Raw genomic sequence first — 13292 nt, forward strand, 5'->3', positions numbered from 1 at the left:
ACGCGTAAGAGGATAAAGCACAATGTCCAAACAGATTATGGTGCCGGATATCGGTGCCGATGAAGTGGAAGTGACTGAAATCATGGTCGCTGTGGGTGACAAGGTCGAGCTCGACCAGTCCCTGATTGCCGTGGAAGGTGACAAGGCCTCCATGGAAGTCCCGGCTCCGGCTGCGGGTATCGTCAAAGAGATCCTGATCAAGGTGGGCGACAAGGTTGCCACCGGTTCCCAGATCATGATCTTCGAAGCCGAAGGTGCTGCTGCCGCCGCGCCAGCCCCCGCTCAAGCTGCCGCTCCGGTTGCTGCTGCACCGGCCGCTCCTGCTGCCGCCGCACGCAAAGACGTTCACGTCCCTGATATAGGTGACGACGAAGTCGAAGTGACCGAGCTGATGGTTGCCGTGGGTGACATGGTTGAAGCCGACCAGTCCATCATTGCCGTGGAAGGCGACAAAGCTTCCATGGAAGTGCCGGCGCCGTTCGCGGGCCGTGTGGTCGAGATCAAGGTTGCCGCCGGCGCCAAGGTCTCCACCGGTTCCCTGGTGATGGTATTCGAAGTGGCTGGCGCCGCACCTGCCGCCGTGGCTGCCCCGGTTCAGGCTGCTGCTCCCGTGGCTGCTGCCCCGGTTGCCGCCGCTGCCAAAGAGGTCAATGTTCCTGACATCGGTGGCGATGAAGTCGAAGTGACCGAGATCATGGTCGCCGTCGGTGACAAGGTCGAAGCCGACCAGTCCCTGATCGCCGTGGAAGGTGACAAGGCCTCCATGGAAGTGCCAGCGCCCTTCGCCGGCATCATCAAAGAGATCAAGGTGAAGGCGGGTGACAAGGTCTCCACCGGCTCTCTGATCATGGTGTTCGAAGTGGCTGGCGCTGCCCCTGCTGCCGCCCCGGTTGCCCAGGCTGCTGCCCCCGTTGCCGCACCTGTTGCTGCCGCTGCGCCAGTTGCCCAAGCTGCCGCTCCGGCTGCTGCGTCCTCCGACTTCGTTGCCAACGATGCCTACGTGCACGCCTCTCCGGCTGTGCGCCGCCTGGCCCGTGAGTTCGGCGTCAACCTGGCCAAGGTGAAAGCCTCGGGTCGCAAGGGTCGCATCGTCAAAGAAGACGTGCAGGCTTATGTGAAGGATGCGGTCAAGCGCGCCGAGTCCGCCCCGGCCGCAGGTCAAGGCACTGGCAACGGCATGAGCGTCGTCGCCTGGCCCAAGGTTGATTTCAGCAAGTTCGGCCCGGTCGAAGAGCTGGAACTGACCCGGATCCAGAAGATCTCCGGTCCTGCCCTGCACCGCAACTGGGCCATGATCCCTCATGTCACCCAGTTCGACGAAGCCGATACCACGGATCTGGAAGCGTTCCGCAAAGAGCAGAACATGCTGGCCGAGAAGCAGAAGCTGGATGTGAAGATCACCCCGCTGGTGTTCATCCTGAAAGCCGCCGCCAAGGCCCTGGAAGCGCACCCGCGCTTCTGCAGCGCCCTGTCCGCAGACGGCAGCAAGCTGATCATGAAGAAGTACATCCACATCGGTGTGGCGGTAGACACCCCGGGTGGCCTGGTGGTTCCGGTGGTTCGCGACGTCAACAAGAAGGGCATCCATGAGCTGTCCCGCGACTTGGCCGAGATCTCCAAGAAGGCCCGTGCCGGCAAGCTGACCGCTGCCGACATGCAGGGCGGTTGCTTCACCATTTCCAGCTTAGGGGGCATCGGCGGTACCAGCTTTACCCCGATCGTCAACGCGCCGGAAGTGGCCATCCTCGGTGTTTCCAAGTCCGAGATGAAGCCGAAGTGGAACGGCAAAGAGTTCGTGCCGCGTCTGATGCTGCCGCTGGCACTGAGCTATGACCACCGCGTCATCGACGGTGCTGACGGTGCTCGCTTCGTCACCACCCTGAGTGGTGTGCTGTCCGACATTCGTCGACTGGTTCTGTAAATGTAAATGAGAGGGCGAGCACAGAGCTCGCCCTTTTCACTTCTCATTTCATTAACAAAATTATAAACTTGCCCCGTTTTTTTCACGGCTGCAGCCGCCTTCTTTGGCATAAGACTGTGCTGTCCGGGGATATAGAACGACAAAGAGGTCATGATGAGTAAAGAAATCAAAACTCAGGTCGTAGTACTGGGTGCTGGCCCTGCCGGTTATTCCGCTGCTTTTCGTGCCGCCGATCTGGGTCTGGAAACCGTTATCGTCGAGCGCTACTCCACCCTGGGTGGCGTCTGCCTGAACGTGGGTTGTATCCCGTCCAAGGCGCTGCTGCACGTCGCTAAAGTGATCGAAGAAGCCAAGGCGCTGTCCGATCACGGCATCGTGTTCGGTGCCCCCCAGACTGACATCGGCAAGGTGCGTCTGTGGAAAGAGAAGGTCATCAATCAGCTGACCGGCGGTCTGGCCGGCATGGCCAAGATGCGTAAAGTTCAGGTTGTGAACGGCTTCGGTAAATTCACCGGCCCCAACACCCTGGAAGTGACCGGTGATGACGGCAAGACAGTCGTTACCTTCGACAACGCCATCATCGCCGCGGGTTCCCGTCCGGTGAAGCTGCCGTTCATCCCCCATGATGACCCCCGCGTATGGGATTCAACCGATGCGCTGGAACTGACCACAGTACCGGGCAAGCTGCTGGTTATCGGTGGCGGCATCATCGGTCTGGAGATGGGTACCGTTTACTCCTCCCTGGGTTCCGAGATCGACGTGGTGGAATTTGCCGACCAGCTGGTACCGGCTGCCGACAAAGACATCGTCAAGATCTACACCAAGCGCGTTGCCAAGAAATTCAACATCATGCTGGAGACCAAGGTCACCGCAGTTGAAGCCCGTGAAGATGGCCTGTACGTCTCTTACGAAGGCAAGCACGCCCCGGCCGAGCCGGTTCGTTACGACAACGTGCTGGTCGCGGTCGGTCGTGTACCGAACGGCAAGCTGATGGACGCCGAGAAAGCCGGTGTTGCCGTCAACGAGCGCGGTTTCATCGAAGTGGACAAGCAGCTGCGTACCAACGTCGCTCACATCCACGCCATCGGCGACATCGTCGGTCAGCCGATGCTGGCCCACAAAGGTGTGCATGAAGGCCACGTGGCGGCCGAAGTCATCGCCGGCAAGAAGCACTACTTCGACCCGAAAGTGATCCCGTCCATCGCCTACACCGAGCCAGAGATGGCATGGGTTGGTCTGACCGAGAAGGAAGCCAAGCAACAGGGCCTGAACTTCGAAGTCGCCACCTTCCCCTGGGCAGCTTCCGGCCGCGCCATTGCGTCCGATTGCTCTGACGGCATGACCAAGCTCATCTTCGACAAGGACAGCAACCGCGTCATCGGGGGTGCCATCGTCGGTACCAACGGCGGTGAGCTGCTGGGCGAGATCGGTCTGGCCATCGAGATGGGTGCCGACGCCGAAGATCTGGCGCTGACCATCCACGCTCACCCGACTCTGCACGAGTCCGTGGGTCTGGCCGCCGAAGTGTACGAAGGATCCATCACCGATCTGCCGAACGCCAAGGCCAAGAAGAAGAAGTAATGCTCTTCTCGCACTCCATATGAAAAAGCCGCTCTTTTGAGCGGCTTTTTTGGTTTACAGGGTCTGCGAGCGAAAGCGCTCAGCAACGGCTCTGCTTGGCCTGGCCCGGCGGGCAGAAGGTACCATTGCCCCCGATCGCCATCCCTGACCCGGATATCGTCCAGGCTCACATCGACATCGTGCACCCGGAGAGGGCCACTGCGGTCGCCCGAGCCAGGATAATGCTCATCACCCGCTCGTTCATGACACTGCCACGATTTTCCTGATTATGCCGCAACGGGATAGCAATAAGGATGGGCAGGCACAGGGCTGCGGCATGACGTCAAGACAAGAGGGAGCACCATGGTGCTCCCTCTTGTGTCAGACATGCTCCATGTGGCTCAGAGCCGGAAGTTGCCTACCAGCTTGTCGAGCTGGCCGGAGAGCTGCTGCAGTCCGCGGCTGGAGTCGGTGAGCCTGTGGGCAATGTCCGTGGTCTCCATGGTGAGCTGGTTGATGTCCTCCACGTTGCGGTTGATCTCGCCCACCACGCTGGACTGCTCCTCGGTGGCGGTGGCGACCTGGATATTCATGTCGCTTATCTGGGTGATGTGCGAGGTGATATGACCCAGGGCCTCGTTGGCCTTGTCGGCTTGCGCCACCACGGCCAGGCTCTGGCTGCGCCCCTCGGCCATGGCGCTCACGGCGCGGGCGGACTGTGCCTGCAGGCTGTTGATCATTTTCTGGATCTCCTCGGTGGAGGCGGCGGAGCGGCTGGCGAGGTTGCGCACCTCATCGGCCACCACGGCGAAGCCACGACCCTGCTCACCGGCCCGGGCCGCCTCGATGGCGGCGTTGAGTGCCAGCAGGTTGGTCTGCTCCGAGATGCTGCGGATGGTATCGAGTATGCTGCCGATGGCATCGGTCTGACCGGCCAGGGAGCCGATCACCCCGGAGACCTCCTCCAGCTCATTGGACAATCCCACTATGCCATGGCGGGCTTGCGCGACCACGTCCGCCCCGGATTCGGCCTGATCGTTGGCCTGCTTGGCCACCTCGGCGGCCAAGGAGGCATTGCCGGCTATCTCGCCGACGGTGGCGCCCATCTCGTGAATGGCGGTGGCGACCTGCACGGTGCGATCCCGCTGGGCGGTGCAGTTGTGTTGGGTGAGCTGAGCCTGGTTGGCGACGTCGGCAGCCGTGCTCGCCAGCTGGCGCGAGTTGTTCGCCACCTCTTCGATGGCGCCATGGATGCGGGACACGAAGTGGTTGAAGCTGCGCGCCACCTTGGCCAGTTCATCCTTGCCCTCGATCTGGGCCCGGCTGTCGAGGGCCAGGTGTTCGGCCGCCTCGCCGATGTGCCGTTGCAAGAAGCTGACCCGACGGCGCAGGCTGGTCAGGATCTGGCTCGAGACCAGCAAGGAGATGAGGATGGCGACCACTATGATGATCATCATCTGGTTGCGGCCGCTGCCATAGCTCTCTTCACTGAGCTGGTTGCGCTGCTGGGCCTGGCCGATGAGGCCATCGAGCAAGGCGTTGGCCCCCTTGCGCATCTCCCCATAGGTCTGGCTATAGCGATCGCGATAGATGCCGCGCGCCACCTCCATCTGATCACTCTCCAGCGCCTGCAACATGGGGGTCAGCTCGTTGCGCTCCATCTGCTCGAACTGGCTGAGCAGTTTCTGGGCCTCGGCCCGCGCGCTGGGATCAACCTGGGCGTCCACCGCCTGTTGCATGGCCTGACGCATCTCGGGAATGTCTTCGGTGCGCGTCTCCTTGACCCGGGTCAGCACCCCCTTCTCGTCGCGCAGGGAGCTGTCTTGCAGCAGCATCATGTCGATGCCGACCCGCATGCGCGGGATGCGCGAGGCCACTTCGGCCATGGCCCGCATCGGCGTGGCCGTATTCTGATAGAGCTCATCGGCCTGATGCTTGATGTCGCCCATGCTGCGCAGGCTGGCGCCGCCGACCAGCAAGAGGGCAATACAGGGCACGGTGACGGCCAGGATGAGTTGAGACTTGAGGGTGATCTTTCCTGCGAGCATGGTGACTCCTTTAAGCTGCTGGGTTGGCCGCTAATCTAGCCGCTGTCGATGACAATTAGCGGTCTGGCACTGGGTGGGCCGCCGGATATCCCTACCCGGTCGATGTGCCCGCGCGGGGCCAGGGTCATCTCAATCGTTGCAAAGAGCGCCCCTGGCGCTCTTTGGTCAATGTCATAGCCGGAAGTTGCCGACCAGTTGATCCAGCTCGCTGGAGAGCTGCTGCAGACTACGACTCGATGCCGTCAACTGGTGGGCGATGTCCGCCGTCTCCATGGTGAGCTGGTTGATGTCCTCTACGTTGCGGTTGATCTCGCCGACCACGCTGGACTGCTCCTCGGTGGCGGTGGCGACCTGGATGTTCATGTCGCTTATCTGGGTGATGTGGGCGGTGATCTGGCCCAGGGCCTCGTTGGCTGCATCCGCCTGGTTCACCACGGCCAGGCTCTGGTTGTGACCCTCGGCCATGGCACTCACGGCGCGAGCGGATTGCGCCTGCAGGCTGTTGATCATCTTCTGGATCTCCTCGGTGGAGGCGGCGGAGCGGCTGGCGAGGTTGCGCACCTCGTCGGCCACCACGGCGAAGCCCCGACCCTGTTCACCGGCCCGGGCCGCCTCGATGGCGGCGTTCAGCGCCAGCAGGTTGGTCTGCTCCGAGATGCTGCGGATGGTGTCGAGTATGCTGCCGATGGCATCGGTCTGGCCGGCCAGGGAGCCGATGACCCCGGAGACCTCTTTCAGTTCACCGGAGAGCCCGACGATACCGTGACGAGCCTGGGAGACCACACCGGCCCCGGCCTCGGCTTGCTCGTTGGCCTGCTTGGCCACCTCGGCGGCCAGGGAGGCATTGCCGGCTATCTCGCCGACGGTGGCGCCCATCTCGTGGATGGCGGTGGCGACCTGCACGGTGCGATCCCGCTGGGCGGTGCAGTTGTGCTGGGTCAGCTGGGCCTGGCTGGCAACCTGGGCGGCGGTGGCCGCCAGCTGACGGGAGTTGCTGGCCACCTGCTCGATGGAGCCATGGATCTTGGCGACGAAGTTGTTGAAGCCCTTGGCGACCTCGCTCAGTTCATCCTTGCCCTCGACCTTGAGGCGCTGGGTCAGGTCGCCATCACCGCTGCCGAGTGCCCGGAACAGGCGGGCCAGTTCGTTGAGGGGGCGGCTGACCGACCCCGCCAGCACCATGCCAAGCAGGCCCATGCCCAGGGCGATGACCAAACTGACCAGCACTATGTTCAGGCGGGCCTTGTCGAGTTCCCCATAGATCTCGGCCTCGGGCACTTGTACCACCAGGTACCAGTCGAGCAGGGGGATATAGGTGGTGGCGAGCACCACGCCCTGGCCATCGACCTCGGCGTGGCTGGCGGAAAATGCCTGCTTGGTAAGCAGGGCGGCGGCATCCGGGCCGGCCAGCTGACTCAGCGTATCCCGGTCGATGCGGGCGGCATCCGGGTGCAGCTTCACCTTGCCACCGCCATCGGTCATGAACACGAAACCGCTGTCGCCGACCCGGAAGTTGGAGAGGGTGGCGACCATGGTATCCAGAGACTTGGCGAGCCCGGCCAGGCCGCGACCATTGAGCTGCTGGAAGTTGACGAACAACTTCATCTCGCCATTGGCTTCGCGAAAGATGCTGAGCATCAGATCCTGGGGACTCTTGGTATAGCCATAGAACCAGGCGTCCTGCTCCGGGGTCAGGTTGCGCAGGAAACCATCCTGGTTGTAGTAGGCGGCGCTCTGCCGATCGGCGAAGGAGGCGGTCACCAGGTCATATTGCGCCGTGAGATCCTTGAGCTGACCAATAAGGATGCTCTCTTGCTCCTTGGGCATGCCGCGGGCGACCCAGTCCAGCACGAAGCGGTCATTGGCCAGCTGTTTGGCGGCGTTGGCCACCGAGTTGAGATCCTTTTCGATGTCCTTGCTGATCCGTTGGGTCAGGTTCGGCAGCTCCTGTTCGAACATGCGGCTCTCGATCAGCTGCTGGGCCGAGCGCTGACTGAAATAACCCACCAGCAGGCAGGAGAGCACCACGGCCAGGGTGACGGTAGCAATAATTTTCTGTTTGAGGGTCAGGCTTGCAAGCATGGCGTTGACTCGGGATCCGGTTGAAAAGGAGGTCATGATAGTAGCGGCCGGGGGAGGGCATTCTTGAGGCTGGACGGGTTTTTATTCAGGGTTTGCGTTTGCGCGCACAGCAGACGAGGGGGGCTCGGTGTCATCTGGCATCAGCGTTCGTGTGCCTGGGCCCTGGCTCGGGTGGATAGGGGCTCCGGGATCGGTGCCGGGCGCCATGGCACCTGGTCGGGATAGAGGCTTGCTGTTCCTTGATTGGCTCTTATAGTAGGCTGCAATCATTGCAATGCCGCATCGACCCCATGGACACTCATATGTACGCTGCTCGCCGGGAATGGACCCGCACTCTGCTTCTGCTGCTCGGCTGTCTGCCGTTGCTTGCCCTGTTTGGTGGCCAGGCCATGGCGAGTGAACGCCCCAAAATCGCACTGGTACTCAGTGGTGGCGGCGCCAAGGGCTCGGCTCACATAGGGGTGCTCAAGGTGCTGGAGGAGAAGCGGATCCCGGTCGACATCATCGTCGGCACCAGCATGGGCTCCTATGTGGCGGGCATGTATGCCATGGGCTATAGCGCCGAGGAGGTGGAGCGCACCACGCTGGCCATCGACTGGAACAAGGGTTATCAGGACAAGGTGGGGCGCAACGAACTCTCCTTGCGCAAGAAGCAGCAAAATGAGCAATACCAGCTGCGCGCCGACATCGGCGTCAACGGCAATACCACCCAGTTGCCGGATGGTTTCTTCCAGGGCCAGTCCATGGCCAGCCTGCTGCGTTTCGCCACCTCCAACCTGCCGGTACAAAAGAGCTTCGACGATCTGCCGATCCCTTACCGTGCGGTCGCGACCGACATGGAGACAGTCACCCCTTATGTGCTGGACCACGGTAGCCTGGCCAAAGCGATGCAGGCTTCGATGTCGATCCCCGGTGCACTCAAGCCGGTGGAGTGGGAGGGGCATATCCTCGCCGATGGCGGCTCGGTCAACAACATGCCGGTCGATGTGGCCAAGGCCATGGGCGCCGACATTGTCATCGCCATCGACATCGGTGCCAAGCTGCGCACCCGGGAGGAGCTCAAGTCCGGGCTGGCCATGATAGATCAGCTCACCACTTACATGACGCAAGTGGGCACCGACAAGCAGAAGGCGCTGCTGGGCCCCAAAGATATACTGCTGGTGCCGGAGTTCGGCGGCATGGGCATCGCCGATTTTGCCCTGATGCCGGAGGGCATTGAAAATGGTGAAGCTGTGGCCAGGCGGGCCGCCAGCCAGCTCGACGGGCTCTCGCTCTCCAAGGCGGACTATGCCGATTATCGCAATCAGAAGCTGAGTCGCCGCGCCGAGCGCAGCGGCCAGCCAGCCTACTTCATCGACAAGGTAGAGCTGGTCAACAAGTCCCGTCTCTCTGACGAGACCATGATAGCCACCCTCAAGGTTCGCCCCGACAAGGTGCAGACCAACGAGAGCCTGGAAGCAGGTATTCGCCGCCTCTACGCCCTGGAGTCCTTCGATCGCATCACCTATCAGGTCGAGGAGCGCAACGGTGAGAACGTGTTGGTGGTCGATGCCAGCGAGAAGAACTGGGGGCCGGGCTATCTCAACTTCCAGCTCGGCTTCTCCGATGATTTCCAGAGCGACTCCAACTACAACGTCGGCATGTCCTACACCCTGACCAATGTGAACGATCTGGGGGCCGAGTGGCTGACCGAGGCGTCGCTCGGCACGGCCAAGCACGTCAAAACAGACTTCTATACCCCGCTGGAGTCGTCGCAGACCTTCTATGGCGAGGCGAGCCTGGGCTATGACAAGACCCAGCGTCGGCTCTTTGTCTCACCGGACGAGGCGGGGTTCTTGCCGGTCGACTTTGTGGAGTCGGAATATAACTTCTTCAGTGCGGATGCCTCCCTTGGCTGGAACCGCCAACCCTGGAGCCGCGTCTCCATCGGCTTGAACGGCAAGATAGGCAAGATAGATCTGCAAAACTTCAAGGATGCCACTGTCGATGCCACCGCCTGGGGTCCCTACGTGCGCTTCGAACACGACACCCTCGACAGCCGCTACTTCCCCTATGAAGGGGTGCAGTGGGATGTCAGAGCGGGTTATACCCGGGTCTCAACGGACGATAACACCGGTCTGGATGGCGACAACCATTCGTCGGGTGTCAGCTATCACCTCTCCCTCATCAAGCCCTGGTCCTGGGACAGGCACAGTATCAACCTGTTGCTCGAGGGCGGAGGCCTGGACACCGATGAGGTTATCCCCCTCGACATTCAGGATCTCGGCGGCCTGTTCCGTCTATCCGGTTACCAGCGCTATGAGCTCTCCGGGCGCTACAGCCTGTTTGGTGGCCTGCGCTATATCTACCGGGTGGCGGATAACGACTTCGGCGCGCTGCGGGCGCCCCTCTATCTGGGCGGCTCCATCGAACGGGGCGGGGTCTGGAACAAGGGCGAGGATATCAGCCTGGAGAGCTCCATCCTCGCAGGTTCCGTCTATGTGGGGATAGAGAGCTTCCTCGGCCCCATCTTCCTGGGCTACGGCATGGCGGAGGGCGGGAATGATGTCATCTATCTGCAGCTGGGCAGTACCTTCGAATAGGGTGTAAATGCTGACAACTTGTTAAGTTGAATTTTCTGTGTTTTCTGTTAACAGCCAAAACATCAGCAACTTTAAATGGTTAGCTGGTTGAGGTGAATAAGTGTGCAGGGATTGGATTTTAATTACTCGTTAAAACTTATATAGTGGGGGGCACCCTAAGGGTGTCCCGCAAGGACGATCGCCGCCAGCCTGGGCGAGCCCCAAAAAAGACCAAAGAGGAATTAGTCGTGCTTGAAACCTACCGTAAACACGTCGAAGAACGTGCCGCCGAGGGCGTGGTTGCCAAACCTCTGAACGCAGAGCAAGTTGCCGCACTGGTTGAACTGTTCAAGGCCCCCCCCGCCGGCGAAGAAGATTTTCTGAAAGAGCTGTTGTCCTCCCGCGTCCCGCCCGGCGTCGATGAGGCCGCCTACGTCAAGGCAGGCTTCCTGACCGCGGTCGCCAAGGGTGAAACCCTGTCGCCTATCCTGAGCGCCGCCCAAGCGGTCGAGCTGCTCGGTACCATGCAGGGTGGCTACAACATCCAGCCGCTGATCGACCTGCTCGACCACGCCGAACTGGCCCCTCTTGCTGCCAAGGGCCTCTCCCACACCCTGCTGATGTTTGACTCCTTCCACGATGTGCAGGAGAAAGCCGAGGCCGGTAACGCCTTCGCCAAACAGGTATTGCAATCCTGGGCCGATGCCGACTGGTTCCTGAACCGTCCGGAACTGGCCGAGAAGATCACCGTCACCGTGTTCAAGGTGACCGGTGAGACCAACACCGATGACCTGTCCCCCGCACCGGATGCCTGGTCCCGTCCCGACATCCCGCTCCATGCCCTGGCCATGCTGAAGAACGCCCGCCCAGGCATCACCCCGGACAATGACGGCACCATAGGTCCCATCAAGACCATCGATACGTTGAAAGAGCAGGGCTTCCCGCTGGCTTATGTCGGCGATGTGGTCGGTACCGGCTCTTCCCGTAAATCCGCGACCAACTCCGTGCTCTGGTTCATGGGTGACGACATTCCGTTCGTGCCGAACAAGCGCGCTGGCGGCGTTTGCCTCGGCGGCAAAATCGCCCCGATCTTCTTCAATACCATGGAAGATGCCGGTGCGCTGCCCATCGAAGTGGATGTGGCCAAGCTGAACATGGGCGATGTGATCGACATCTTCCCCTATGAGGGCAAGATCAAGCTCCATGGCACCGAGCAGGTGTTGGCCGAGTTTGAGCTCAAGACCGATGTGCTGATCGATGAAGTGCGTGCCGGTGGCCGTATTCCGCTGATCATCGGCCGTGGCCTGACCGACAAGGCCCGCGAAGTGCTGGGTCTGCCGTTCTCCACCGTGTTCCGTCGCCCGCAAGCGGTCGCCGATACCGGCAAGGGCTACACCCTGGCCCAGAAGATGGTCGGCAAGGCGTGCGGCGTGCAGGGCATTCGTCCCGGCACTTACTGCGAGCCCAAGATGACCACGGTCGGCTCCCAGGACACCACGGGCCCCATGACCCGCGATGAGCTCAAGGATTTGGCCTGTCTGGGCTTCTCCGCCGATCTGACCATGCAGTCCTTCTGCCACACCGCGGCTTACCCCAAGCCTATCGACGTGCAGACCCACCACACCCTGCCGGACTTCATCATGAACCGCGGCGGTGTAAGCTTGCGTCCGGGTGATGGCGTCATCCACTCCTGGTTGAACCGCATGTTGCTGCCCGATACCGTGGGTACCGGTGGTGACTCCCACACCCGTTTCCCCATCGGCATCTCCTTCCCGGCGGGTTCTGGCCTGGTGGCCTTCGCCGCCGCCACCGGCGTCATGCCGCTGGACATGCCGGAATCGATTCTGGTGCGCTTCAAGGGCGAGCTGCAACCTGGCATCACCCTGCGTGACCTGGTCCATGCCATCCCCTACGCCGCCATCCAGAAAGGGCTGCTGACCGTCGAGAAAGCGGGCAAGAAGAACGCCTTCTCCGGCCGCATCCTCGAGATTGAAGGTCTGCCGACCCTGAAAGTCGAACAAGCCTTCGAGCTGGCCGATGCCAGTGCCGAGCGCTCCGCCGCCGGTTGCACCATCAAGCTGGATCAGGCCCCCATCGCCGAGTACCTGAAGTCCAACATCGTCATGCTGAAATGGATGCTCTCCGAAGGCTATGGCGACGTGCGCACCATCACCCGTCGTATCAAAGGGATGGAAGAGTGGCTGGCCAACCCCGTGCTGATGGAAGCGGACAAGGATGCCGAATACGCCGAAATCATCGAGATCGATCTGGCCACCATCAAGGAACCTATCCTCTGCGCACCGAACGATCCGGACGATGCCCGTCTGCTGAGCGACGTGGCGGGTGACAAGATCGACGAGGTGTTCATCGGCTCTTGCATGACCAACATCGGCCACTTCCGCGCCGCCGGCAAGCTGCTGGACAAGTATCAGGGCTCCTTGCCGACCCGGATGTGGATAGCGCCGCCCACCAAGATGGACCGCGATCAGCTGACCGAAGAGGGCTACTACGGCATCTTCGGCCGGGTCGGTGCCCGCATCGAGATACCCGGCTGCTCCCTGTGCATGGGTAACCAGGCGCGGGTCGCGGAAGGGGCCTCGGTGGTCTCCACCTCCACCCGCAACTTCCCGAACCGTCTGGGCAAGGGGGCCAATGTCTATCTGGCGTCTGCCGAGCTGGCCGCCGTTGCAGCCATCCTGGGCAAGATCCCCTCCGTGGCCGAGTACCTTGAGTACGCCAAGACCCTGGATGCCACTGCGGCTGATACCTACCGTTACCTCAACTTCAACGAAATCGCCTCCTATACCCAGAAGGCCGATGCGGTGATTTTGCAGCAAGCGGTATAAGGATTGGCGCCGACTGGCGCAGGCAGTCTGAAGAACAGCCCCGGTCCATGCCGGGGCTTTTTCATGGCGCTGGCTGAGGAGATTGCGGATCCTGCGCTCTGCCGTGGGCGATCCAAACGGGGAGCATCACGGCTGTCACTCCTTGTCGGCTCATCCCCATGACCTCTCGCCGCATTTCTCGTTTTATTGAGCAAAAACTGATCTGGTTCGTGAGCGCAATGGATCGGCCGCTGTATCATGCCTCGCTTTTTGGCTACGACTCTGTGCTTCATGC

At 61.5% G+C, this 13292-nt stretch carries 6 protein-coding genes; 4 read left to right on the forward strand and 2 right to left on the reverse strand.

Annotated features, from left to right (window positions below; genetic code table 11):
- Window positions 1–22: 22 nt before the first annotated feature.
- Together aceF and lpdA are read left to right on the forward strand one after the other, a co-directional pair.
- Window positions 23–1921, forward strand: a complete 1899-nt coding sequence (gene aceF / locus M2367_RS12430) for a pyruvate dehydrogenase complex dihydrolipoyllysine-residue acetyltransferase (protein WP_042041787.1) — start codon at window positions 23–25, stop codon at window positions 1919–1921.
- Between the two features lie 153 nt (window positions 1922–2074).
- A complete protein-coding gene (gene lpdA / locus M2367_RS12435; protein WP_224431937.1) occupies window positions 2075–3502 on the forward strand; it encodes a dihydrolipoyl dehydrogenase in 1428 nt (475 codons plus the stop codon).
- Window positions 3503–3882: 380 nt separating this feature from the next.
- On the opposite strand, the gene M2367_RS12440 is transcribed toward lpdA, so the two are convergent.
- Entirely contained in the window at window positions 3883–5529 is a 1647-nt protein-coding gene (locus tag M2367_RS12440) for a methyl-accepting chemotaxis protein (RefSeq protein WP_259236853.1), read from the reverse strand.
- Between the two features lie 171 nt (window positions 5530–5700).
- On the reverse strand, window positions 5701–7611 hold the full coding sequence (locus M2367_RS12445; RefSeq protein WP_259236854.1) for a methyl-accepting chemotaxis protein: 1911 nt from the start codon (window positions 7609–7611) through the stop codon (window positions 5701–5703).
- A 302-nt stretch (window positions 7612–7913) separates the two neighbouring features.
- On the opposite strand from M2367_RS12445, the gene M2367_RS12450 reads away from it, so the two are divergent.
- Together M2367_RS12450 and acnB are read left to right on the forward strand one after the other, a co-directional pair.
- Entirely contained in the window at window positions 7914–10193 is a 2280-nt protein-coding gene (locus M2367_RS12450) for a patatin-like phospholipase family protein (protein ID WP_259236855.1), read from the forward strand.
- Window positions 10194–10420: 227 nt separating this feature from the next.
- Window positions 10421–13018 (forward strand): bifunctional aconitate hydratase 2/2-methylisocitrate dehydratase, encoded by a 2598-nt coding sequence (gene acnB / locus M2367_RS12455; protein WP_224431941.1) that lies wholly within the window; start codon window positions 10421–10423, stop codon window positions 13016–13018.
- Window positions 13019–13292 lie beyond the last annotated feature (274 nt).

Origin of the sequence: Aeromonas sp. BIGb0445 (genome assembly GCF_024809075.1) — a bacterium.
GTDB classification, from domain to species: Bacteria; Pseudomonadota; Gammaproteobacteria; order Enterobacterales; family Aeromonadaceae; genus Aeromonas; species Aeromonas rivuli.

Excerpts from the sequence above, each read along its gene's own strand:
- M2367_RS12440 (WP_259236853.1), bottom strand. The coding sequence starts at position 5,529 with ATGCTCGCAGGAAAGATCACCCTCAAGTCTCAACTCATCCTGGCCGTC.
- aceF (WP_042041787.1), top strand. The coding sequence starts at position 23 with ATGTCCAAACAGATTATGGTGCCGGATATCGGTGCCGATGAAGTGGAA.
- M2367_RS12445 (WP_259236854.1), bottom strand. The coding sequence starts at position 7,611 with ATGCTTGCAAGCCTGACCCTCAAACAGAAAATTATTGCTACCGTCACC.
- lpdA (WP_224431937.1), top strand. The coding sequence starts at position 2,075 with ATGAGTAAAGAAATCAAAACTCAGGTCGTAGTACTGGGTGCTGGCCCT.
- M2367_RS12450 (WP_259236855.1), top strand. The coding sequence starts at position 7,914 with ATGTACGCTGCTCGCCGGGAATGGACCCGCACTCTGCTTCTGCTGCTC.